The organism is Pseudomonas umsongensis (genome assembly GCF_012647205.1).
Taxonomy (GTDB): domain Bacteria; phylum Pseudomonadota; class Gammaproteobacteria; order Pseudomonadales; family Pseudomonadaceae; genus Aquipseudomonas; species Aquipseudomonas umsongensis.
Genome location: NZ_CP051487.1, coordinates 2,442,808 through 2,465,207, shown reverse-complemented (window position 1 = coordinate 2,465,207; position 22,400 = coordinate 2,442,808). Strand labels below are relative to the sequence as shown.

The window sequence follows — 22,400 nt, the reverse complement described above, 5'->3', positions numbered from 1 at the left end:
GACTGATAGCCAAGGCTACCGTCCACACAATAAGAGAGCCGCGTAAATGAATCTGAGCAAGGTCGACCTCAACCTTTTCATCGTCTTCGACGCGATCTACACCGAAGCCAACCTGACCCGTGCTGGCCAGATCGTCGGGATTACCCAACCTGCGGTGTCCAACGCGCTGGCCCGCCTGCGCGAGACCTTCAACGATCCATTGTTCGTGCGCACCGCCCAAGGCATGGTGCCAACACCCATGGCGCAAAACATTATCGGCCCGGTGCGCAACGCGCTGTCACTGCTGCGCGTTTCGGTACAGGAAAGCCGCATCTTCAATCCATTGCAGGCGGTCAAGACCTACCGCATCAGCATGACCGACCTCACTGAAGCCGTGATCCTGCCACCGCTGTTCCAGCGCCTGCGCCGCCTTGCGCCGACGGTCATCATCGAAAGCTTTTTGTCCAAGCGCCGCGAGACCACCAAGGAACTGGCCGCGGGCCGACTCGACTTCGCCGTGGATGCACCACTCAACACCGACCCGCAGGTGCGTCACGTCAAGTTGATGGAGGATCGCTACGTGTGCGCCATGCGCAAAGGGCACCCGCTGGCGGGCAAGGAAAAATTCACCCTCGATGATTATCTGGGACTGACCCACATCCACATTTCCAGCCGTCGCAGCGGCCTGGGTTATGTCGACCTGGCCCTCGGAAAAATGGGCATCCAGCGCAAGATCGCCCTGCGCTCCCAGCATTACCTGATGGCCTCGCAGGTGCTGCAGCAGACCGATATGGTCATGACCGTGCCGGAACGCTTCGCGCGCCGCAACGATTTGCACGCCTTTTATCTGCCAGTCAACGATGTGCCCCCGGTGGAAACCCACCTTTACTGGCACGAAAGCACTGACCAGGACCCGGCGAACCGCTGGATGCGCGAGCAGATGATCGAGTTGTGCCAGCAGGTGACGGCGCAGGAGAAGAAGCTGGAGAAGGTGTAGGACGCTGGACCGCAGCGCCTTCTTCGCGAGCAGGCTCGCTCCCACATGGGTCTCCAGTGAACACAATATTTGTGTCAGACAGAGATCCCCTGTGGGAGCGAGCCTGCTCGCGATGGGGCCAGCGAGGTTACTGAAAAACCCTGCCCCTTGACGTAAACGTCAACCTGCCATTAGCTTAGCGCCATGACCTTTTGCGAGCGCGCCCATGAGCAGCCAGACCTACAGCATTTCCGACCTCGCCCGTGAGCTCGACATCACCACCCGGGCCATTCGCTTCTATGAAGAACAAGGTTTGCTCAGCCCCGAGCGACGTGGCCAGGAACGCATCTACTCACCCCGCGACAAGGTCAGCCTGAAGTTGATCCTGCGGGGCAAGCGTATCGGTTTTTCCCTGGCCGAGTGCCGCGAGCTGATCGAGCTCTACGATCCTTCCAGCGGTAACACCAAGCAACTGCACAGCATGCTGGCGAAAATCAGCGAGCGTCGGGAACAACTGGAACAGCAGATGCTGGATATCGAGCAGATGAAACTGGAGCTTGATACGGCTGAAGAGCGCTGTGTGCAGGCGCTGGAACAAACCCTCAAGAATCAGGAATCGGTTCAATAGATCCACACAAATCGAATGTGGGAGCGGGCTTGCTCGCGAATGCGATTTGTCATTCAACATTGATGTGGGCTGAACTGGCGTATTCGCGAGCAAGCCCGCTCCCACATTAGATCACCGCTCACCCAATACTTCAGGTGATTCTTATGTCCCTACCAACCCACGTACGCATTGTCGAAGTCGGCCCTCGCGACGGTTTGCAAAACGAAGCCCAACCCATCAGCGTTGCCGACAAGGTGCAGTTGGTCGACGCACTGACGGCGGCGGGCCTTGGCTATATAGAAGTCGGCAGTTTCGTCTCGCCCAAGTGGGTACCGCAGATGGCGGGTTCCGCCGAGGTGTTCGCGCAGATCCAGCGTAAACCCGGCGTGACCTATGGCGCTCTCGCCCCCAACCTGCGCGGCTTTGAAGATGCCCTTGCCTGCGGGGTCAAGGAAGTCGCGGTGTTCGCCGCGGCGTCCGAAGCGTTTTCCCAGCGCAACATCAACTGCTCGATCAGTGAAAGCCTGGAGCGATTCGCCCCCATCATGGAGGCCGCCAAGCAGCATGGCGTCAGCGTGCGCGGTTACGTGTCCTGCGTGCTGGGCTGCCCCTATGAGGGTGACGTCGCACCCGAGCAAGTTGCACGGGTCGCACGGGAACTCTATGCCATGGGCTGCTACGAGGTGTCGCTGGGCGACACCATCGGCACCGGCACCGCGGGCGCCACACGCAAGATGTTCGACGTGGTGTCGGCCGATGTGCCCCGGGAAAAACTCGCCGGGCACTTCCACGACACCTACGGCCAGGCCATGGCCAATATCTACGCCAGCCTGCTGGAAGGTATCTCGGTGTTCGACAGCTCCATCGCCGGCCTTGGTGGCTGCCCCTATGCCAAGGGCGCCAGCGGCAACGTCGCCACCGAGGACGTGGTTTACCTGCTCAACGGCCTCGGGATCGAAACCGGAATCAACCTGGATGCACTGATCCTGGCCGGCCAGCAAATTTGTACCGTGCTGGGGCGCCCCACCGGTTCCCGTGTAGCGAAGGCGCGCAGCGCACACTGAGTGTGCGGTTGTGTCGGGGTGTTACCGCAGACACAAAAGCGTGGCCACAAACGAGTAACACGGAAACAAAACGTAGGGTTTTCCCTGATGCCGAAAACCCTACAAAAAACCAAGTGCTTGTTTTTAAAGGCTTTTTAAAAGTTGGCACGGCTTCTGCTATATCTATCGCATAACAAGAATAAAAAAATTGCGGCAAACCCAATAAAAACAAGACGTAACGACTCTGACATAACAAAAACAACACGGCAGAGACGCAGCTAACAGATTTTTTTGGAGAAGATGTGCTTTTCAGGGTGCTTTTCGGAGTTACCCGCAACCGGGCAGAGAACAATAAAACTACCTTCAGGTAGCTCCCGAACTGGTTGGATCGCTAAGCGAAAAAGTAGATCAGCGCTCAAAAAAATACGTTTGCTCTTGATCCCGGATGGGGATCGACAAAAACAGCGGTAAAGGGCCACGGTTACCAAAAACAAAAACAAACCGCCCCTCAATAATAAAAAAAGAGCACGCGCAACGAAAATTAAAGGGGAGCTTCGGCTCCCCTTTGTGCTGTCTGGCATTCACGATTTCACCGCCCCCTGTAGGAGCGAGCATGCTCGCGATGGCGGTGGTTCAGCCGACAAATACATCGGATGTGCTGCCGTCATCGCGGGCAAGCCCGCTCCCAAAGGGTTAATCATCAGCCCTGCTTGCTACGCAGCTCCTCGATGCTGATCTCGCGCATCCGAAACTTCTGGATCTTGCCCGTCACGGTCATTGGAAACTCATCCACGAACTTGAAGTAGCGCGGCGTCTTGAAGTGCGCGATGCGCTCCTTGCACCAGGCTTGCAGCTCCTGCTCGGTGGCGCTATGGCCGGGGTGGAACTTGATCCAGGCAACGATCTCTTCACCATAACGCGAGCACGGAATGCCGATCACCTGCACATCGGCCACCGCCGGGTGGGTGAAGAAGAACTCTTCCAGCTCGCGCGGATAAATATTCTCGCCACCACGAATGATCATGTCCTTGTTGCGCCCGGCAATGCACACGTAGCCCTCTTCATTCATGCTGGCCAGGTCGCCGGTGTGCATCCAGCCGGCCTGGTCGATGGCTTCCGCCGTACCTTGCGGGTTGTTCCAGTAGCCGAGCATCACACTGTAGCCGCGAGTACAGAGCTCACCGATGGTGCCACGGGGCACCAGATTGCCCGCTTCGTCGATGATTTTGCTTTCCAGCTGTGGCTGGGTACGGCCGACAGTGGTCACGCGCAACTCGAGATCGTCCGAGGGACCTGTCTGCAACGACACCGGGCTGGTTTCCGTCATGCCATAGGCAATCTGCACTTCGTTCATGTGCATTTCATTGATGACCCGGCGCATGACCTCGATCGGGCAAGTCGCCCCGGCCATGATCCCGGTGCGCAGGCTCGACAGGTCGAACTCGGCGCGTTGTGGCTGATCGAGCATGGCGATGAACATGGTCGGCACACCGTAGAGCGCGGTGGCTTTTTCTTCGGCGACAGTGCGCAGGGTCAGCAGCGGATCGAACGCGTCGCTGGGGTAGATCATGGTGCTGCCGTGGGTGATGCAACCGAGGTTACCCATGACCATGCCGAAGCAGTGGTACAACGGCACCGGGATCACCAGACGGTCGACGGCGCTCAGGCCCAGGCTCTCGCCGACCATGTAGCCATTATTGAGAATGTTGTAGTGGCTGAGGGTCGCGCCCTTTGGGAAGCCGGTCGTGCCGGAGGTGTACTGGATGTTCACCGCCTGATCGAAGTGCAGGCTGTCCTGGCGTTCATGCAATTGCTCGACCGATACGCTGCCCGCCAGCCCGGTCAATTGCGACCAGGGCAGGAAACCCTGCGGCGGCTGCGCGTCGAGGCTGATCACGCCGCGCAGTTCCGGCAGGCGCTCGCTGTGCAATTTGCCGATGGCTTGCCCTGCCAGCTCCGGCACCAGGCCCTGCAGCATGGCGTGATAATCGGAGGTCTTGAAAGACCCGGCGCTGACCAGCCATTGGCAGCCGGACTGCTTCAACACGTATTCGAGTTCGGAACTGCGATAGGCCGGGTTGATGTTGACCAGGATCACGCCAATCTTCGCGGTGGCGACCTGTGTAATGCACCACTGGGCACAGTTAGGCGCCCAGATGCCAAGGCGGTCGCCGGCCTGCAGGCCCAGCCCCAATAACGCCCGGGCATGCAGGTCTACCGCATCGGCCAATTGTCGCCAGGTGTAGCGCAGCTGTTGATGGCGCACGACCAGCGCTTCCCCGTTCGGGTACTTTGCCACGGTATTGTCGAACGCCTGGCCGATGGTCATCGCCAGCAAGGCTTTGTCCTGGGAACCACGGGTGTAACTGCGTTGCGGGCTTGCACTGGGTTGATCCATGACGACCCCTATTGTCTTTATTGATGGGCTACCGACGGATACCTGTAGGAGCAGCCGGTCGACGCTCGAATGCTCGCGAAAGTCGTCAACAATAACGCGTGTTTTCTGAATAAACGCTTCAGCCTTGCGTTCATCGCGAGCATTCGAGCGTCGACCGGCTGCTCCTACAGGAACCTGCCTCTACTCTCGCTCAAGTTGACGTTAACGTAAAGGGCGATTGACAGCCATTCGTCACAGGTTTACGTTAACGTAAAGGTGAGAGCCAAAACACTGCCCTCCCCGCCCAACAAAAAAGCCAAAAGGTGACCCATGAGCTACCCATCCCTGAACTTTGCCCTCGGTGAAACCATCGACATGCTGCGCGATCAGGTCCAGTCCTTCGTCGCCAAGGAGATCGCCCCGCGCGCCGCTCAGATCGACATCGACAACCTGTTCCCCGCTGACCTGTGGCGTAAATTCGGCGACATGGGCCTGCTGGGCATCACCGTGCCGGAAGAGTACGGCGGCGCCGGCCTGGGCTACCTGGCGCACGTGGTTGCGATGGAAGAAATCAGCCGTGGCTCGGCTTCTGTAGCCCTGTCCTACGGCGCGCACTCCAATCTCTGCGTCAACCAGATCAACCGCAATGGCAACCACGAACAGAAATCCAAATACCTGCCCAAGCTGATCAGCGGCGAGCACATCGGCGCCCTGGCCATGAGTGAGCCGAACGCCGGTTCCGACGTGGTCTCGATGAAGCTGCGTGCCGACAAGCGCGGCGATCACTACGTGCTCAATGGCAGCAAGACCTGGATCACCAACGGTCCGGACGCCAACACCTACGTGATCTACGCCAAGACCGACCTGGAAAAAGGCCCCCACGGCATCACCGCCTTTATCGTCAAGCGCGACTGGAAAGGCTTCAGCCGCAGCAACAAGTTCGACAAGCTCGGCATGCGCGGCTCCAACACCTGCGAGCTGTTCTTCGATGACGTCGAAGTGCCGGAAGAAAACATCCTCGGCGCGCTTAACGGCGGCGTGAAGGTGCTGATGAGCGGACTCGACTACGAACGCGTCGTGCTTTCAGGCGGCCCGACCGGGATCATGCAGGCCTGCATGGACCTGATCGTGCCCTACATCCACGACCGCAAGCAGTTCGGCCAGAGCATCGGCGAGTTCCAGCTGATCCAGGGCAAGGTTGCCGACATGTACACCCAGCTCAACGCCAGCCGCGCCTACCTGTACGCCGTGGCCCAGGCCTGCGAGCGCGGCGAAACCACGCGCAAGGACGCTGCCGGCGTGATCCTCTACAGCGCCGAACGCGCCACGCAAATGGCCCTCGACGCGATCCAGATTCTCGGTGGCAACGGCTACATCAACGAATTCCCGGCCGGGCGCCTGCTGCGTGACGCCAAGCTGTACGAAATCGGCGCGGGTACCAGTGAGATCCGTCGCATGCTGATCGGTCGCGAACTGTTCAACGAAACCCGCTAAACGGAGCTGTCCATGGCTATCCTGCATACCCAGCTCAACCCCCGTTCCGCGGAGTTCGCGACCAACAGCGCGGCGATGCTCAAACAGGTCGATGCCTTGCACACCCTGCTTGCCCAGGTGGCACAAGGTGGCGGCCCGAAAGCGCAAGAACGCCACACCTCCCGGGGCAAGCTGCTGCCGCGCGAGCGCATCAACCGCCTGCTCGACCCGGGTTCGCCATTTCTGGAGATCAGCCAGTTGGCCGCCTACGAGGTGTACGGCGAAGACGTTCCCGCCGCTGGCGTGATTGCCGGGATCGGCCGCGTGGAAGGCGTCGAATGCATGATCGTCGCCAACGATGCCACGGTAAAAGGTGGCTCGTACTACCCGCTGACAGTGAAAAAGCACCTGCGCGCCCAGACGATCGCCCAGCAGAATCGCCTGCCGTGCATCTACCTGGTGGATTCCGGCGGCGCCAACCTGCCGCGCCAGGATGAAGTGTTTCCGGACCGTGAGCACTTCGGGCGGATCTTCTTCAACCAGGCCAACATGAGCGCCCAGGGCATCCCGCAGATTGCCGTGGTCATGGGCTCCTGCACCGCGGGCGGTGCCTATGTACCGGCCATGGCCGACGAGGCAATCATGGTGCGCGAGCAAGCGACCATCTTCCTCGCCGGCCCACCGCTGGTGAAAGCCGCGACGGGCGAAGTGGTCAGCGCCGAAGACCTGGGCGGGGCCGATGTGCACTGCAAGATCTCCGGTGTGGCCGACCATTACGCCGAAAGCGACGAACATGCCCTGGCCATCGCCCGCCGCAGCGTTGCCAACCTCAACTGGCGCAAGCTGGGTGAAGTGCAGCAACGCGCACCGATCGCCCCGCTCTACGCCAGCGACGAGCTGTACGGCATCGTGCCGGCCGATGCCAAGCAACCGTTCGACGTGCGTGAAGTAATTGCACGGCTGGTGGACGGCTCGGTGTTCGACGAATTCAAAGCGCTGTTCGGAACCACGCTGGTGTGCGGTTTTGCCTACCTGCACGGTTACCCGATCGCGATCCTGGCCAACAACGGCATTCTCTTTGCCGAAGCTGCACAGAAAGGTGCGCACTTCATCGAGCTGGCTTGCCAGCGCGGCATCCCGCTGCTGTTCCTGCAGAACATCACCGGGTTCATGGTCGGGCAAAAATACGAAGCCGGCGGCATCGCCAAGCACGGGGCGAAACTGGTGACCGCCGTGGCCTGCGCCAAGGTGCCGAAGTTCACCGTGATCATCGGCGGCAGCTTCGGCGCCGGTAACTACGGCATGTGTGGTCGGGCCTACGATCCACGTTTCCTGTGGATGTGGCCGAACGCGCGCATCGGCGTGATGGGTGCCGAACAGGCAGCCGGCGTGTTGGTGCAGGTCAAGCGCGAGCAGGCCGAGCGTGGTGGTCATGGTTTCAGTGCCGAGCAGGAAGCGGAGATCAAGCAACCGATCCTCGACCAGTACGAAGAACAGGGCCACCCCTACTATTCCAGCGCTCGCCTGTGGGATGACGGCGTCATCGACCCGGCCCAGACCCGCGATGTCCTGGCACTGGCCTTGTCCGCGTCGTTGAACGCACCCATCGAACCGAGCCGCTTCGGCGTGTTCCGGATGTGATTTTTTTGTAGGAACGGGCTTTTGTGGCGAGGGGATTTATCCCCGTTCGATTGCGCAGCAATCGCCACCAATCGTGAGCGAGCCAGTTCCCACAAAGACCGTGGAGAAGGATGAATATGAGCGACTTCAACACCCTCGAACTGCTGACCGACCCGCGTGGCTTTGCCACGCTGTGGCTCAGTCGTGAAGAAAAGAACAACGCCTTCAACGCCCAGATGATCCGCGAACTGATCCTCGCCCTGGACAAGGTGGCCAGCGATGCCAACGTGCGTTTCCTGCTGGTGCGTGGTCGCGGCAAACACTTCAGCGCCGGCGCCGACCTGGCCTGGATGCAGCAATCGGCTGAACTCGATTACGCCACCAACCTCGACGACGCCCGAGAACTGGCAGAGTTGATGTACAACCTCGCCAAGCTGAAAATCCCGACCCTGGCCGTGGTGCAAGGCGCGGCGTTCGGCGGCGCCCTGGGCCTGATCAGTTGCTGTGACATGGCCATCGGCGCCGATGACGCGCAGTTCTGCCTGTCGGAAGTGCGTATCGGCCTGGCACCGGCCGTGATCAGCCCGTTCGTGGTACAAGCCATGGGCGAGCGCGCCACCCGACGCTATGCCTTGACCGCTGAGCGCTTCGGCGGGCAACGGGCACGGGAGCTCGGCCTGTTGTCGGAGAGTTACCCGACGGCCGAGCTGGAACAGAAAATCGAACAGTGGATCGACAACCTGCTGCTCAACAGCCCGGCGGCCATGCGCGCCAGCAAGGACCTGCTGCGTGAAGTCGGCGACGGCACGCTGACCCCGTCCCTGCGTCGCTACACCGAGAACGCCATTGCCCGCATCCGCGTCAGCCCGGAAGGCCAGGAAGGCCTGCGCGCCTTCCTGCAAAAACGTCCGCCGAGCTGGCAAGCCGCAACCACCACCAAGGAGCCGCGTTGATGAGCGCACCTGTCCTCACTACCCTGTTGGTGGCCAACCGCGGCGAAATCGCCTGTCGGGTAATGCGCACCGCCAAAGCCCTGGGCCTGACCACCGTGGCTGTACACAGCGCCACCGACCGCGATGCCCGACACAGCCGTGAAGCCGATATCCGTGTCGACCTCGGCGGCAGCAAGGCCGCCGACAGTTACCTGCAAATCGACAAGTTGATTGCCGCCGCCAAGGCCAGCGGTGCCCAGGCGATCCATCCCGGCTACGGTTTCCTCTCCGAGAATGCCGGGTTCGCCCGCGCCATCGAAGCCGCTGGCCTGATCTTCCTCGGCCCGCCCGCCTCGGCCATCGACGCCATGGGCAGTAAATCCGCGGCCAAGGCCTTGATGGAAACCGCCGGTGTGCCGTTGGTACCGGGCTATCACGGTGAAGCCCAGGACCTCGAGACCTTCCGCGACGCCTGCGAACGCATCGGCTACCCGGTGCTGCTCAAGGCCACGGCCGGTGGCGGCGGCAAGGGCATGAAAGTGGTCGAGGACGTCAGCCAATTGGCCGAAGCCCTGGCCTCGGCGCAACGTGAAGCTCAATCGTCGTTCGGCGATTCGCGGATGCTGGTGGAGAAGTACCTGCTCAAACCCCGCCACGTGGAGATCCAGGTGTTCGCCGATCAACACGGCAACTGTCTGTACCTCAACGAACGCGACTGCTCGATTCAGCGTCGGCACCAGAAAGTCGTCGAAGAAGCGCCGGCGCCCGGCCTGAGCCCTGAACTGCGCCGCGCCATGGGCGAAGCGGCCGTGCGTTCGGCACAGGCCATCGGTTACGTCGGTGCTGGCACCGTGGAATTCCTGCTGGATGCCCGCGGCGAATTTTTCTTCATGGAGATGAACACCCGCCTGCAGGTCGAACACCCGGTAACCGAAGCCATTACCGGCCTCGACCTGGTGGCCTGGCAGATTCGTGTGGCCCGCGGCGAAGCCTTGCCGATGACCCAGGACCAGGTGCCGCTGAACGGTCACGCGATTGAAGTGCGCTTATACGCTGAAGATCCGGCCAATGACTTTTTGCCCGCTACCGGTCGCCTGGAACTGTATCGCGAATCCGCGCCGGGTGCGGGTCGCCGGGTGGACAGCGGCGTTGAAGAAGGCGATGAGATTTCGCCGTTCTACGACCCGATGCTCGGCAAGCTGATTGCCTGGGGTGAGGACCGTGAGCAGGCGCGCTTGCGACTGCTGGCCATGCTCGACGAATTCGCGATTGGCGGGCTCAAGACCAACATCAACTTCCTGCGGCGAATCATCGGCCATCCGGCGTTTGCCCAGGCCGAACTCGATACCGGGTTCATCCCCCGTTACCAGGAACAGCTTTTGCCACAACCTGCGGCACTCAGCGACGCGTTCTGGCAAGCCGCCGCCCAGGCATTCGCCCAGAGCCTGCACAGCCCATCGCGCAGCGATGACCCAAGCTCGCCGTGGGCTATCGGCAACGGTATGCGCGCCGGTTTGCCCGCGCAAATCACCCTGCACCTGAGTTGCGAGGGCCAGGACCGCGCGTTGACGCTGGGCAACCCCCAATCCCAAAGCGCCCGACTCAAGGGCGAGCAGTTGCTGACCGAGCACGAAGGCGTGCGTCGCCAGCACCGGGCGATCCGCCGTGGCGACTGTGTCTACCTGCAATGGGAAGGCGAACTGCGCCGCATCGAGACCTACGACCCGATCACCGCCGTAGAAGCCAGTCACGCCCATCACGGCGGGCTCACCGCCCCCATGAATGGCAGCATCGTGCGCGTGCTGGTGGAGGCCGGGCAAACGGTCGAGGCCGGGGCGCAACTGGTGGTGCTGGAGGCCATGAAGATGGAGCACAGCATCCGCGCACCCCACGCCGGTGTGATCAAGGCGCTGTATTGCCAGGAAGGCGAGATGGTCAGCGAAGGCAGTGCCCTGGTCGAACTGGAAGAAGCCTGACAGGCAGGCCGGCCCCGCGCATGACGCGGGCCGGCCTGGCTAGAATTTCACGGTTGCCTGGACCACCACGCCGATAATTCGGCACTCGTCGGTGAACAGGCTTTTCGGGTAGGTCGGATTGAGCGGGACCAGGTAACGCTGCCCGCCCTCCTCACTCAACTTGCGAAAAATCGCCTCGCTGCTGTCCGGCCATTGCGCGATCACCAGCTTGCCCGGCACCGCGTCCACATCCGGGTCCACCAGGATCAACATGCCCTCGGCAACGCTGGGACCGCTGGGAGCGGTCATGGCATCGCCAACCACCGTCAGCCAGAACGCCGCGCCTCGAGCGTGGTAGTCAGACAGTTCGAAACGGTACGGCGCCCGCTCGCCATCGCGCACCTGCACGGTGTCCCGCCAGTCACTGACCGGGTAGCGAAAGTACGGGTTGTACTTTTGCGTCAGGCAGACCTCATCGTCCTGTTCCTGCCCATGTTCGCGAATCACCAGCGCCACTTCGAGAAAATCCAGGCCCAGGGCCTGCAGCACGCGATTCATGTCGTCGATGCCAGGCTGACGGCGTTTTGTCAGCCAATGCCCGATGCCACCCTGGGACATCCCGAGGCGGTCGGCGAGTATTTCCTGAGTGATCTTGAGTTCACTCATCTTGGCCTTGACCAATGCTATCCATTTATCCATGTGCGGCACGATACGTGGGGGACCTCGGTCGACAAAACACAAAATGTAGTATTAATAGAATTGTCATAAATACGTAACGTATTAGGATGGGTAAACGGATCTGAATTTATCACGGAGTTCGCCTTGACCATGAATCCACCCAGCAACGACTTGCCCGACATGCAAATCGACACGTCCCTCAACTCACCCCAGGGCTCCGCCGCCGCACAGCGAGCATTGGATTATTACTTGAAACCAGCTATTGCAGAGGAAGCAGCGCCGGAGCGCCTCTTTGACGTAAACCGAAATATCAGCATCGAAGAAGCCCTGGTGCATGCTTCAGGGCTGCTACGTTGTGCGGCCGCCACTGCCTACGAGTCAGCCAGTCATTTGCACGGGGCACATCGGGACCTGGCGCTCTCGACCGTGCATATGATCGACATGGCAAAGGCAATGGTGAACCGCTCCCTGGAGGGCGGCCAGAAAGGCTAGTTGGAGGAGTACCGGGACAGAAGGACAGGAAAGAATTTTCCCGACGCGCAGCCAAAATCGTTTGACTTGCAAACGAGAATGATTATTATTGCATCAGCTGATCGCGAGATCAGTCGATGGACCAGGGACCTTAGGTCGGTCGCCTGGACTATCTCCTCATCAGGCTAATCACGGTTTTTGACCCGGCTTTTTGCCGGGTCTTTTTTTTGCCAGTTTTCTGGCTTATGGCTTCAGGCTAATGAAGTCTTGATGTGTCGCAAATTCGATGGCGCGGATCATATCAAAACAACATTAGTTGGCAAGAGAAGCCTTCTGTCGAGGGGGCAAACTAATGGCAAATAGCACTTGAGAATCAATCGCATACTCTCTAAGCTGCGACGGCGTCAAGGAAGACGCCCCCTCAGCCTATCAATACACGGCTATATGCGAGTCCGCTCGCGGCTCGGTCCCGCCACACAGTACACCGGTGTCAGGATCGCGCAGGATGATCTGGCCCCGCCCGTAACTCGTGCGATCGCACACCACCTCGACTTCGTGCCCGCGCCGTGCCAGTGCCGCCGCCATGTCTCGCGAGGCGTCCTGCTCGATGCCAACCTTCAGTTCGCCCAACCATTGCCAGCGCGGTGCGTCCAGGGCCGCTTGTGGATTGAGCCCGAAATCCACCAGGTTCATGACCATCTGCACATGCCCCTGGGGCTGCATGTAGCCGCCCATCACGCCGAAAGGTCCCAGCGCTTCACCGTCCTTGCTGAGAAACCCGGGAATGATGGTATGGAAGGTCTTTTTCCCAGGTGCCAGGCAATTCGCATGGCTGGGATCAAGGCTGAATTCTTCGCCACGGTTTTGCAGGGCGATACCGCTGTCGGGCAGCACCACGCCGGAACCGAATCCGTGATAATTACTCTGGATGAATGACACCATGTTGCCGTCGGCATCGGCGGTGGCCAGGTAGACGGTGCCACTGGCATGGGGATCGCCCGGCTTCGGTGCCGCCGCGCGTTCGCCGATCTGTGCCCGCCGGTGGGTGGCATAGGCGTCGCTGAGCAAATCGTCCACGGCAACCCGCATGTGCTGCGGGTCTGTGATGTAGTGCAGCCCATCGCTGTAGGCGAGCTTCATGGCTTCAAGTTGACGGTGCCAGGTCTGTTGGCTGTCACGGTGGTCGAATGCGAATCCTTCGAGAATCTTCAGCGTCATCAAGGCCACCAGTCCCTGGCCGCTCGGCGGAATCTCCCAGACGTCGACACCGCGGTAGTTAACCTTGATCGGCTCGACCCACTGGGCGCGGTAGTCTTGCAGATCACTGGCACGCAGGTAGCCGCCGGTGGCGCGCGAATGAGCGTCCAGGCGTTGCGCCAATGCGCCGCGATAGAAGCTTTCGCAACCGCTGGCCGCCAGCTCGCTCAAAGTGCGTGCCTGGGCCGGGTTGCGAAACAGTTCGCCTGCGCGCGGTGCACGGCCGTCAATCAGAAAGGTTTCGAACCAGCTGTCGAGCACGTCGCTACGATCAGGAGTGAAATCTTCCAGTGCGGTTTGCCACTGCAAGGCAACCACCGGCGATACCGGAAATCCATCCCGCGCCAGGCTGATCGCCGGCTGCAACAGATCGGCAAAGGGCAGGCGACCAAACCGCGTGGACAGCTCAGCCCAGGCGGATGGACAGCCCGGCACCGTTACAGGCGTCCAGCCATGCAGCGGCATTTTTTCATGACCGGCCGCCCTCACCGCCTCGATGCTCAAGGCTTGCGGGGCTGCACCGTTGCCATTCAGGCCGTGCAGTTTGTCCTGGGTCCAGACCAACGCAAAGGCGTCGCCGCCAATGCCGCAACCGGTGGGTTCGACCACCGTCAGGGCCGCAGCCGTGGCAATCGCCGCATCGATGGCATTGCCTCCGCGCCGCATCATTTCAATTCCGGCTTCGGCGGCCAGTGGCTGGGAGGCGGCGACCATGCCGCGCTTGGCGAAGACACTTTGACGTTGCGACGCGTAGGGATACTCATGGGCAGAAAACTTGAACATGGCAGGACTCACACAAATGGGTTGGACAGACTCAAAGCACGCGACTGAGAAACGCTCGGGTACGGGCATGCTTCGGCTGGCTGAAGATCTGTTCGGGCGGCCCCTGCTCGATCAGTTCACCTTGATCGAGCACCACCACGCGGTCGGCCACCTCGCGGGCAAAACCCATCTCGTGGGTGACCACGACCATGGTCATGCCCTCCTCGGCCAGCTCCTTCATCACTTGCAGTACTTCGCCAACCGTCTCCGGATCCAGGGCGCTGGTAGGCTCGTCGAATAGCATTGCCTGGGGTTTCATCGCGAGCGCCCGGGCAATCGCCACTCGCTGCTGCTGACCACCTGACAACATCGAAGGATAGTGATCGGCTTTCTCCGCCAACCCCACGCGCTTGAGCAGCGCCCTCGCCTGATCCACCGCCGCAGCACGAGGCACGCCCAGCACCTGGATGGGCGCTTCGATGATGTTTTCCAGGGCGGTCATGTGCGGGAACAAATTGAAGCGCTGGAACACCATGCCGATGTCCCGGCGCTGACGCGCAATGTTGCGTTCCGAGTCGCGGGCCAGGCTGCCATCGGCGCGGGTGCGGTAGCCCATTGGCCGACCACCGACACGGATCTGCCCGGACTGAATGTCTTCGAGCAGGTTGATGCAGCGGATAAAGGTGGTTTTGCCGGAACCGGAAGCGCCGATCAGCACCACCACTTCACCGCGTTTCACTTGCAGTGAAATGCCCTTGAGAATTTCCAGGTCACCGAAAGACTTGTGGACATCCAGGGCTTCGATCACCAGTTCTTCACTCATGTGCGCCATCTCAACGCCCCCTCAGCAGTTTCATGGTGTTGCGGCCAAACATCCGGCTGGCAGCCGGTGCCGGGCGATCGGATTGACCGAAGCGTTTTTCCAGCCAGCGCTGGAAGAAGCCCCACAGCGTGGTCAAGGCCAGGAAGTAGATGGCCACGACCAGGTACAGCTCGAACACACGGAAAGTCGCCGAGGTCACCATTTGCGTGCTAAGCAGCAACTCCTGCACCCCGATGACGCTGACCAGCGTGGTGTTTTTCAACATCACGTTGAACTCGTTACCCAGCGGCGGCACGATCACCCGGAACGCCTGGGGCAGGACGATGCGCCGCATCAATTTGGCAAAGGTCATGCCCAGGGAGCGCCCGGCCTCGTATTGGCCCTTGTCCACCGCACCGATACCGGCGCGGATGATTTCCGCCATATACGCGCCTTCATTCAGGCCCAGGGCAATGATCGCCGCCTGGATGTTGCCCGGCACGATGAACCAGCCGAGATCCAGGTCCTCAAAACGGAAAATGCCCCCCGCCGCCAGTGCCGTGTACAGGAAGACGATCTGCACCAGCAGCGGCGTGCCGCGCATCAGCCAGACATAAAAACGCACCGGGTACTGCAACAGCGGGTTGCTCGACAGCTTCATCAACGCCGCGATCAACCCCAGGACGCAACCTAGCAACATCGCCGACACGCTGATCAGGCAGGTCAGCCACAGCCCCGTCAGGTAGACATCGCTGGGCTGCAACAGGTACTGCCAGAACACATCCCAATTGAAATTCATCCGCTTTGCCCTCAGTCCAGTTTGTCGCTGTCGACATGCCATTTACTGAGGAGCGCGGCGTAACTGCCGTCGGCGCGCATGCCTTGCAGCACCTCGGTCAAGGCCACAGTCAGCTGCGGGTCGCTTTTGCGCACGCCGAAGCCGGTAAGGATGCGGTTGAACGCCGGCACCGCCGACTGGAACAGGTCAGGCGCGAGTTGCTGATAATGGCCGGCGGATTCGACCGTGGTGCCGAACGCGTCCACCTGATTGATGCGCAAGGCCTGGAAGGCGTCGGCGTCGACGTTGTACACCACCAGTTTCATCGGCGCCTTGCCGGCCGCTTCGAGCTTTTCGTTTTCCTTGCCCAACAGCACCCGGATGGTCGAACCGTTGCTGACCGCGACCTTGAGCCCGGACAGGTCCTCCAGGGTGTTCACCGCTTTCGGGTTGCCCTTGGGCACTACGATGGATTGGCTGGAATACATGAAATTGACGATGTCGATCACCTCGCGGCGTTCGGGCTTGTCGAACAACTGATCGACGATCATGTCGCACTGCTGCGCCAGCAGCGCCGGGATCAGCCCGGCGAAAGGCGAGATGCGCCACTCGACTTTCTTGTCACCGAGGCGCTGGGCAATCGCCTCCCCCATGTCGACCTGCAGCCCAACCGGTTTCTGTTTCACGTCAAAGGACACCAACGGCGGTGAATCCATGCCGGAGCAATAGACGATTTTCTCGCTCTTGCTCAATCGCTCGGGTAACTCGGGGGCGGCGAGCGCCCATTGCGAACATAGACTCAAGGTGAACACGGCAACTAACGCGCAAGGCTTGTGCATGGCAAAACTCCAAGTGGCTGCAACGTAAGTCCCCTGTAGGAGCTGCCGCAGGCTGCGATCTTTTGATGTTGTTTCTAAAGATCAAAAGATCGCAGCCTGCGGCAGCTCCTACAGTGGAATGTGGGGTTCTTCTATTGATGGGCTTCGAGGAACTGAATCAGTCTCGGAATGGTGCCTTCGATGTGTTCGCACACCACCGCGGCTGCCTTGTCCGGGTCGCCGGAACGCAGTGCGGCAATAATCGAGGCGTGCTCGTCGCGGGCGCTGCGGGGTTTGTCGGCGTGTTGCAGCCACAGGCGCATGTGCGGCTCGATCACCGAATACAGCGCCGAAATCTGCCGCATCAGGCGCGGACGTTCACTCAGGCTGCACAGGTATTCATGGAAGGCGCGATGGCGGCTGACCCACTCGGCGCCGTCCTCACGGTAGTCGTCCATCTCATCGAGCAGGCGCTCCAGATGGCTGAAATGGCGCTCGGTGAGTTTCGTCACGGCAACACGGATGGCGAGACCTTCCAGAGCGCTGCGCATCTCGAACACCTCACGCATTTCCTCGATGTTCAGGCCGCGCACGATCGCGCCGCGATTGGGCCGCAACGTCACCAGGCCATCGGCATCCAGGCGCCGAAAGGCTTCGCGCACCGGCATGCGGCTCATGCCGATTTCACCGGCGATGTCCTCGGCAATCAGGCGCTCGCCAGTGCGGTAGCGACCTTTGCAAATGGCCTCCAGGAGAAAGTTGTAAGCCTCTTCCTCAGCGGTGACAGGTTGGCGCTCTGTATAGGCAGGGGCGAATTTCATCAAATGCACCTTTTGTATTTTTGTATCCAATTATCCATAAAGCCAAAAAAGCACGTTGCGTGCCAGCTTCGCCATACGCTGCTCAGGTGCATGATTCGATTGATATAACTGAAATCGGCAAGGCTGTTAGCGCCCATCGACGTCGGGGGATAACGAGTTGAAATGAATCAGGGTGTAACCAAAAAGCCCCAACAGGGGGCGGGTGGTAACACCGTCAGTGAAACGTTTTATCTGCCCTGCCAGCCCGCTACGCTTGCGTGTAAAGTACCGCCATAAAAATCTCAATCAGGAACCCTGACCGTGGCTAAAACTCTCGACATCAGTGCCAATTTCGACAGCGGCAACATCCAGGTCATCGATGTCAGCGACCCGCTCAAACCCCTGCTGGCCATCCGTCCCGATAGCAAAAGCAACCATTTCCAATGGTTCCACTTCAAGGCCAGCGGCCTGCATGTCGGCCAGGACCATTGGTTTCGCCTGAACAATGCCAGCCAGTCCTCCTACAACAAGGCCTGGACCGGCTATCAAGCGGTGGCGTCCTACGACCACGTCAACTGGTTCCGTGTGCCGACCATTTTCGAGGGCGACTGCCTGCGTTTCAGCCTCGAAGCTGAACAGACCCACGCCTGGTTTGCCTACTTCGAACCCTACAGCCGTGGCCGCCACGACTGGTTGATCGAGCAAGCACTGACCAAGGCCGGCACCGAATTGCTGGCCACCGGCAAGAGCGTCGAAGGTCGCGACATCCAGCTGCTGCGCAAAGGCACTGGCGCCGAAGGCCAGCGCAAGGTGTGGATCATTGCCCAGCAACATCCCGGCGAACACATGGCCGAGTGGTTCATGGAAGGTGTGATCGAGCGCCTGGAGAAACACGACGACCCGGTGCTGAACAAGCTGCTGGCCAGTGCCGACCTGTACCTGGTGCCGAACATGAACCCGGACGGAGCCTTCCACGGCCACCTGCGCACCAACGCCATGGGCCAGGACCTGAATCGCGCCTGGCAAAGCGCCAGCGAGGAACTCAGCCCGGAAGTCTTTTTCGTCCAGCAGCAGATGGAAAAATACGGCGTCGACCTGTTCCTCGACATCCATGGCGACGAGGAAATCCCCCACGTGTTCACCGCTGGCTGCGAGGGCAATCCAGGCTACACGCCGCGGATCGAAAAACTCGAGGAACACTTCCGCAACCACCTCAAGCACACTACCAAGGACTTCCAGACCAAGCACGGCTACACCCGTGACGAACCGGGCAAAGCCAACATGACCCTGGCGTGCAACAGTGTCGGGCAGAAATACGATTGCCTGTCGCTGACCCTGGAAATGCCGTTCAAGGACCACGACGACCACCCGAATCCATTGACGGGGTGGTCGGGCAAACGGTCGAAGCAATTGGGCAAGGATGTGTTGACGACGGTGGCGGATATGGTTGGCGTTTTGCGCTGATCTATCGCGCGATACCTGTAGGAGCGAGCATGCTCGCGATGGTCGTCAACGATGACGCGGGAAACCTGACGCCCCACGGCGTCCTCCGGTTTTTCGCGAGCAGGCTCGCTCCTACAGGTTTTAAGTGTCAATGATGCCGGCGATCACCCGCGGTCTTTGCCCCTCAACATACTGTCCAGCACCTCATCGCGCCGCACCCAGCCATGAAACAACGCCGCAGCCAGGTGCAACAGCACGGTCAGGAACAGCAGATACGCCAGATACCCGTGTGCCTTGCGCAGGAACGCGAACACCTGCGCATTGGCCGGCACAATCGACGGCAACTGCAATGAGCTGCTGAGCATCACCGGTTCGCCGGACGCTGAAATCATTGCCCAGCCCAACAACGGCAAGACCAGCATCAGGGAATATAGCAAGACATGCGATGCCTTGGCCGCCAGTACTTGCCAACCCGGCAGGTCTGCGGGCAATGGTGGTTGGGTGGTCGAAAAGCGCACCAGCAGGCGCACGATTACCAACAACAGGATGGCAATGCCCAAGGGCTTGTGCAGGTGGATCAGCCATTCATGGCGCTCGGACACCGAGGCAACCATGCCCGCGCCAATGAACAGCATGGCGATGATCATCAGCGCCATCAGCCAGTGCAGCAGGCGCGCCAGTGGAGCGAAGTGGTTGGGTTGGTTGCTCATTGCTGGGCCTCCTGTTTGGCGGCGGGCAACTGGCTGACTTCGCTGGTGCGACGCAGGTAGGAATTGGCGTAACCGGCTGAACGAGCGGCGAGCAGCGGGTCGTCGGAACCTTCGATGCCTGCAGGGAGCACCAGCGGGTCATAGTTGATGTCGCGGCACTCACCGCTGAGTTGCGGCTGGGTGCTTTCAAGAACCAGGGTGCCTGCGTTCAACACCTTGCGCCCCTCGGGCCAGGCCTTGCTCGCATCGTTAACCGGGTCACCGGGGTTGGCCAAAGTGATGTTCAACTGAAAGCGCAGTGGACCGGCGGCGATGCGCTGAACCAGGTCTTTCTCGAGGAAATCGCTGCCTTGCGGGGCGGTGGCACCCGGCGCGTCCTGAACCGCTGGCACCATGCTCCAGCGCACGGCTTGACGTTGCCCGGCGGCATTGACCAGATAGAACGCGTTAACGCTGTTGTAGGTTTCCGTCACGTAACTGGCCGAGGGTTTCGCGGTCTTGATCCAGGCCAGGAACGGTGCGGCTTCCGGGTGCGAGCCGAAGAACGCCGGCACCGCCGCCGGGTCCGGTTTGCCCGTCGCGGGAACCGGCGACTGGGCCTGTTGCAATTGATAGAACGCCTCGGGCGTGCCCACCGGGAACACCGGCATGCTGTTCATTCCGGTGCGCCATTGCTGGCCGTTGGCCTGGGTGAAACGTAACGCCAGGCTGCGTATCGGCACGGCGCTATCTGGCGCGTAGGGATTACCCGCCGGCAAGGCGAAACGACCGACTACCGGGGTCCGCGCCTGATTGAACACCTGTGCGGTGGAATAGCTGCGCGCCTCGCCACTGCTCTCGAAATGGCCGATCACGCACACGCCTTTGGCGTGGTTACGACGAAATCCCGGGTGCACGCCGTTGTTGGTTTCCAGCACATTGACCAGCTTTTTCGGGGTCAGGCGCTGTGGGTCAAAGGTGCCATTGACGTAGGCAAACGCCCCAGCCACTGCAGCCACGACCACGGCAATGCCGGCCAGACGCAACATCAGGCTCGCGGCACTCAAGGGTGGCGGTGATGATCGATCTACCATGAAAGACTCCAGGGCCATCGGCCACAAGTGAAAAGAATCAGGCAGACGAACCTCGCGGCGGTTTATTCCATCGACCGGTGTTTATTTTTCCGGGTGTGGAATAACCTCCCATGCCAAGCGTCTTCCTGGTTCAAAGCGTAGTGAGAAACCAGAAATTCATGAACGATATCGACGAACAACTGCGAGAAATCATTCCCAGGTTGCGCCGCTTCGCCGTATCGCTGACGCGCAATTCCAGCAGCGCCGATGATCTGGTGCAGTCGTGTCTTGAGCGTGCGCTATCAAGCTGGGGCGACAAGCGCGTCGAGGGCGACTTGCGCGCCTGGTTGTTCTCGATTCTTTATCGACAGTTTCTCGATGCTCACCGTCGCTCCCGACGCTACGCGCGAATGCTTGAATTCTTTACCGGACGCGATGATGCGCAGCCTTCGGTGGAGCGGACCGTGATCGCTCAATCGACCCTCAACGCCTTCGATCAACTGCCAACCGAACAGCGCGCGCTGCTGCTGTGGGTGTCGGTTGAGGGGCTGAGTTACAAAGAGGTCGCCGAGATTCTCGACGTACCCACCGGGACCGTGATGTCCCGCCTGTCTCGGGCTCGCCAAGCCCTGCGCCAACTCAGCGATGGCGAAATCAACCGCCCTGCCCTGCGGAGACTCAAATGATCAGCATGCCCCCCAGCGAGCGCGACCTGCACGCTTACGTCGACCATCAGCTGGACGAGGAAGACCGGCGTCTGGTGGAGACCTTCCTGGCCAGTAACCCACAGGCGGCCGCGCAGGTTCGCGGCTGGCAGCAGGACGCCCAGCACCTGCGCGCAGCCCTCGGCGGCGCCTTGCAGCAGCCCACCAACCCCGATCTGGAACCGGCAGTCATTCGCCAACGCCTCCAACGCCAGTCCCGTCGTCACCTGGCCAGCGCCGCGATGTTGCTGATTGCTGTCAGCGTCGGCGGCTTCAGCGGCTGGCAAGCCCGGGAAATGACCCTGGCCGGCGCGTCAGCCCCGATGACCGATGCCCTGCAGGCCTATCGCCTGATTGCCCAGCAAGGCATCCTGCCAGCCGACTACAAGGCTGGCGACGACGCAGACATGCAGGGCTGGCTCGACCGTTATTTCACCCAGGCCAATCGCCTGCCTGATTTATCCGGCGCAGGCTTCAAACCGGCCAGCGGGCGTTTACTCAGCACTGAGCAAGGCCCGGCGGCGATGGTGGTCTACGAGGATCAGAACGGGCAGAAAATCAGCTTTTATGTGCGCCCGCCGGGACCGAAGAACTTTTTGCTGCCCCGGGGTAGCCGCAGTGATGGCGGCTTACAGGCCGAGTACTGGTCGGGTGGTGGCTACAACTATGCGATGGTCAGCCCGGCGGATACGCCGGCGGCGCGGATGCTCAGGCAAACCACGCAGTTCTGACAACACTATCCCTTGTAGGAGCGAGCCTGCTCGCGAAAGTGTGGGGTCAGTCGACATCAATGCTGAATGTGCTGCCGCCTTCGCGAGCAGGCTCGCTCCCACAGGGGATCCAGGTGCACCTGCAAAAGTCAGGTCGGCTTTAAGGCCGCCTCGCTTTGCTGTTGATCGCGAGCGCCCCGTTAACCACGCTGGCCGAACGCAGGCATTGCGCAGTGGGGAAACCGGCAGGACGCCGGTTTAGCCGCGCTGGGCCAGGGACGGCCCATCGCGGCGACCCACGGAGCAATGCCGGAGAGAGGGCATGCCGAGCCCCAGCGAGGCACCGAGTGGTGGGGCAAAGCCTTTTGCTTCCTTTTTGCTGGGCCGGCACTCCGGCGTTTGAAAAAGGGAGTCGCTGTAAAAGCGAAACCATAAGTGGCCGTTACCGCAGCA

Annotated in this window: 20 protein-coding genes; 11 read left to right on the top strand and 9 right to left on the bottom strand. The window is 60.7% G+C overall.

The genetic code is table 11. The annotated features are described in order from the left end of the window. Positions 1–46 precede the first annotated feature (46 nt). From HGP31_RS11030 to HGP31_RS11020, 3 genes are all read left to right on the top strand, one after another. Positions 47–976 carry a LysR family transcriptional regulator gene (locus tag HGP31_RS11030; RefSeq protein WP_020800375.1) on the top strand — a complete coding sequence of 310 codons (930 nt, stop codon included), beginning with the start codon at positions 47–49 and terminating at the stop codon, positions 974–976. Positions 977–1,181: 205 nt separating this feature from the next. Further along, positions 1,182–1,583 (top strand): MerR family transcriptional regulator, encoded by a 402-nt coding sequence (locus tag HGP31_RS11025; protein ID WP_020800374.1) that lies wholly within the window; start codon positions 1,182–1,184, stop codon positions 1,581–1,583. 143 nt (positions 1,584–1,726) lie between these two features. Continuing rightward, on the top strand, positions 1,727–2,626 hold the full coding sequence (locus HGP31_RS11020; RefSeq protein WP_033041305.1) for a hydroxymethylglutaryl-CoA lyase: 900 nt from the start codon (positions 1,727–1,729) through the stop codon (positions 2,624–2,626). A 679-nt stretch (positions 2,627–3,305) separates the two neighbouring features. Here the strand turns inward: HGP31_RS11020 and HGP31_RS11015 are convergent. Next, complete coding sequence (locus tag HGP31_RS11015; protein WP_168757680.1) at positions 3,306–5,003, bottom strand: AMP-binding protein; 1,698 nt, start codon at positions 5,001–5,003, stop codon at positions 3,306–3,308. Between the two features lie 309 nt (positions 5,004–5,312). On the opposite strand from HGP31_RS11015, the gene HGP31_RS11010 reads away from it, so the two are divergent. The 4 genes from HGP31_RS11010 (at position 5,313) to HGP31_RS10995 (ending at position 10,983) form a co-directional block, all read left to right on the top strand. Further along, positions 5,313–6,476 (top strand): isovaleryl-CoA dehydrogenase, encoded by a 1,164-nt coding sequence (locus HGP31_RS11010; RefSeq protein WP_168757679.1) that lies wholly within the window; start codon positions 5,313–5,315, stop codon positions 6,474–6,476. A gap of 12 nt (positions 6,477–6,488) precedes the next feature. Further along, positions 6,489–8,096 (top strand): carboxyl transferase domain-containing protein, encoded by a 1,608-nt coding sequence (locus tag HGP31_RS11005; RefSeq protein WP_020800370.1) that lies wholly within the window; start codon positions 6,489–6,491, stop codon positions 8,094–8,096. A gap of 116 nt (positions 8,097–8,212) precedes the next feature. Further along, positions 8,213–9,028, top strand: a complete 816-nt coding sequence (locus HGP31_RS11000; RefSeq protein ID WP_151141511.1) for a gamma-carboxygeranoyl-CoA hydratase — start codon at positions 8,213–8,215, stop codon at positions 9,026–9,028. Continuing rightward, positions 9,028–10,983 (top strand): acetyl/propionyl/methylcrotonyl-CoA carboxylase subunit alpha, encoded by a 1,956-nt coding sequence (locus tag HGP31_RS10995; RefSeq protein ID WP_083348710.1) that lies wholly within the window; start codon positions 9,028–9,030, stop codon positions 10,981–10,983. Before HGP31_RS11000 ends, HGP31_RS10995 begins: the two co-directional genes overlap by 1 nt. 39 nt (positions 10,984–11,022) lie before the next feature. On the opposite strand, the gene HGP31_RS10990 is transcribed toward HGP31_RS10995, so the two are convergent. Beyond that, on the bottom strand, positions 11,023–11,661 hold the full coding sequence (locus HGP31_RS10990; protein WP_033039783.1) for a LexA family protein: 639 nt from the start codon (positions 11,659–11,661) through the stop codon (positions 11,023–11,025). A gap of 129 nt (positions 11,662–11,790) precedes the next feature. Here HGP31_RS10990 and HGP31_RS10985 point away from each other — a divergent pair, with 129 nt between their 5' ends. Then, positions 11,791–12,132: a DUF6124 family protein gene (locus HGP31_RS10985; protein WP_042955801.1), complete on the top strand. Its 342-nt coding sequence runs from the start codon at positions 11,791–11,793 to the stop codon at positions 12,130–12,132. Positions 12,133–12,540: 408 nt separating this feature from the next. On the opposite strand, the gene HGP31_RS10980 is transcribed toward HGP31_RS10985, so the two are convergent. The 5 genes from HGP31_RS10980 to HGP31_RS10960 all read right to left on the bottom strand — a co-directional run bounded on the left by HGP31_RS10980 (position 12,541) and on the right by HGP31_RS10960 (position 17,349). Beyond that, positions 12,541–14,151 (bottom strand): gamma-glutamyltransferase family protein, encoded by a 1,611-nt coding sequence (locus tag HGP31_RS10980; protein ID WP_020800366.1) that lies wholly within the window; start codon positions 14,149–14,151, stop codon positions 12,541–12,543. A 31-nt stretch (positions 14,152–14,182) separates the two neighbouring features. Continuing rightward, complete coding sequence (locus HGP31_RS10975) at positions 14,183–14,962, bottom strand: amino acid ABC transporter ATP-binding protein (RefSeq protein ID WP_042955799.1); 780 nt, start codon at positions 14,960–14,962, stop codon at positions 14,183–14,185. Between the two features lies 1 nt (position 14,963). Then, the gene (locus HGP31_RS10970; RefSeq protein ID WP_020800364.1) at positions 14,964–15,731 is read right to left on the bottom strand and encodes an amino acid ABC transporter permease; all 768 of its coding nucleotides are present in this window, start codon (positions 15,729–15,731) and stop codon (positions 14,964–14,966) included. Positions 15,732–15,742: 11 nt separating this feature from the next. Beyond that, positions 15,743–16,549, bottom strand: coding sequence for an ABC transporter substrate-binding protein (locus HGP31_RS10965; protein WP_008057220.1), 807 nt, complete (start codon positions 16,547–16,549; stop codon positions 15,743–15,745). A gap of 131 nt (positions 16,550–16,680) precedes the next feature. Continuing rightward, a complete protein-coding gene (locus HGP31_RS10960) occupies positions 16,681–17,349 on the bottom strand; it encodes a GntR family transcriptional regulator (RefSeq protein WP_168757678.1) in 669 nt (222 codons plus the stop codon). Between the two features lie 294 nt (positions 17,350–17,643). Here HGP31_RS10960 and HGP31_RS10955 point away from each other — a divergent pair, with 294 nt between their 5' ends. Continuing rightward, a complete protein-coding gene (locus tag HGP31_RS10955; RefSeq protein ID WP_033044646.1) occupies positions 17,644–18,792 on the top strand; it encodes a M14 family metallopeptidase in 1,149 nt (382 codons plus the stop codon). 143 nt (positions 18,793–18,935) lie between these two features. Here the strand turns inward: HGP31_RS10955 and HGP31_RS10950 are convergent, their stop codons facing one another. Together HGP31_RS10950 and HGP31_RS10945 are read right to left on the bottom strand one after the other, a co-directional pair. After that, the gene (locus HGP31_RS10950) at positions 18,936–19,481 is read right to left on the bottom strand and encodes a cytochrome b (RefSeq protein WP_168757677.1); all 546 of its coding nucleotides are present in this window, start codon (positions 19,479–19,481) and stop codon (positions 18,936–18,938) included. Further along, positions 19,478–20,554, bottom strand: coding sequence for a catalase family peroxidase (locus HGP31_RS10945; protein ID WP_033045740.1), 1,077 nt, complete (start codon positions 20,552–20,554; stop codon positions 19,478–19,480). Before HGP31_RS10945 ends, HGP31_RS10950 begins: the two co-directional genes overlap by 4 nt. 158 nt (positions 20,555–20,712) lie before the next feature. On the opposite strand from HGP31_RS10945, the gene HGP31_RS10940 reads away from it, so the two are divergent. Both HGP31_RS10940 and HGP31_RS10935 read left to right on the top strand, forming a co-directional pair. Further along, positions 20,713–21,219: a sigma-70 family RNA polymerase sigma factor gene (locus tag HGP31_RS10940; RefSeq protein WP_168757676.1), complete on the top strand. Its 507-nt coding sequence runs from the start codon at positions 20,713–20,715 to the stop codon at positions 21,217–21,219. After that, on the top strand, positions 21,216–21,968 hold the full coding sequence (locus HGP31_RS10935; protein WP_020800358.1) for an anti-sigma factor family protein: 753 nt from the start codon (positions 21,216–21,218) through the stop codon (positions 21,966–21,968). Before HGP31_RS10940 ends, HGP31_RS10935 begins: the two co-directional genes overlap by 4 nt. The last annotated feature ends 432 nt before the right edge of the window (positions 21,969–22,400 follow it).

What these genes read in the sequence shown, in the direction of transcription:
- HGP31_RS11030 (WP_020800375.1), top strand. Translation starts at nt 47, where the DNA reads ATGAATCTGAGCAAGGTCGACCTCAACCTTTTCATCGTCTTCGACGCG.
- HGP31_RS11025 (WP_020800374.1), top strand. Translation starts at nt 1,182, where the DNA reads ATGAGCAGCCAGACCTACAGCATTTCCGACCTCGCCCGTGAGCTCGAC.
- HGP31_RS11020 (WP_033041305.1), top strand. Translation starts at nt 1,727, where the DNA reads ATGTCCCTACCAACCCACGTACGCATTGTCGAAGTCGGCCCTCGCGAC.
- HGP31_RS11015 (WP_168757680.1), bottom strand. Translation starts at nt 5,003, where the DNA reads ATGGATCAACCCAGTGCAAGCCCGCAACGCAGTTACACCCGTGGTTCC.
- HGP31_RS11010 (WP_168757679.1), top strand. Translation starts at nt 5,313, where the DNA reads ATGAGCTACCCATCCCTGAACTTTGCCCTCGGTGAAACCATCGACATG.
- HGP31_RS11005 (WP_020800370.1), top strand. Translation starts at nt 6,489, where the DNA reads ATGGCTATCCTGCATACCCAGCTCAACCCCCGTTCCGCGGAGTTCGCG.
- HGP31_RS11000 (WP_151141511.1), top strand. Translation starts at nt 8,213, where the DNA reads ATGAGCGACTTCAACACCCTCGAACTGCTGACCGACCCGCGTGGCTTT.
- HGP31_RS10995 (WP_083348710.1), top strand. Translation starts at nt 9,028, where the DNA reads ATGAGCGCACCTGTCCTCACTACCCTGTTGGTGGCCAACCGCGGCGAA.
- HGP31_RS10990 (WP_033039783.1), bottom strand. Translation starts at nt 11,661, where the DNA reads ATGGATAAATGGATAGCATTGGTCAAGGCCAAGATGAGTGAACTCAAG.
- HGP31_RS10985 (WP_042955801.1), top strand. Translation starts at nt 11,791, where the DNA reads ATGAATCCACCCAGCAACGACTTGCCCGACATGCAAATCGACACGTCC.
- HGP31_RS10980 (WP_020800366.1), bottom strand. Translation starts at nt 14,151, where the DNA reads ATGTTCAAGTTTTCTGCCCATGAGTATCCCTACGCGTCGCAACGTCAA.
- HGP31_RS10975 (WP_042955799.1), bottom strand. Translation starts at nt 14,962, where the DNA reads ATGGCGCACATGAGTGAAGAACTGGTGATCGAAGCCCTGGATGTCCAC.
- HGP31_RS10970 (WP_020800364.1), bottom strand. Translation starts at nt 15,731, where the DNA reads ATGAATTTCAATTGGGATGTGTTCTGGCAGTACCTGTTGCAGCCCAGC.
- HGP31_RS10965 (WP_008057220.1), bottom strand. Translation starts at nt 16,549, where the DNA reads ATGCACAAGCCTTGCGCGTTAGTTGCCGTGTTCACCTTGAGTCTATGT.
- HGP31_RS10960 (WP_168757678.1), bottom strand. Translation starts at nt 17,349, where the DNA reads ATGAAATTCGCCCCTGCCTATACAGAGCGCCAACCTGTCACCGCTGAG.
- HGP31_RS10950 (WP_168757677.1), bottom strand. Translation starts at nt 19,481, where the DNA reads ATGAGCAACCAACCCAACCACTTCGCTCCACTGGCGCGCCTGCTGCAC.
- HGP31_RS10945 (WP_033045740.1), bottom strand. Translation starts at nt 20,554, where the DNA reads ATGGTAGATCGATCATCACCGCCACCCTTGAGTGCCGCGAGCCTGATG.
- HGP31_RS10940 (WP_168757676.1), top strand. Translation starts at nt 20,713, where the DNA reads ATGAACGATATCGACGAACAACTGCGAGAAATCATTCCCAGGTTGCGC.
- HGP31_RS10935 (WP_020800358.1), top strand. Translation starts at nt 21,216, where the DNA reads ATGATCAGCATGCCCCCCAGCGAGCGCGACCTGCACGCTTACGTCGAC.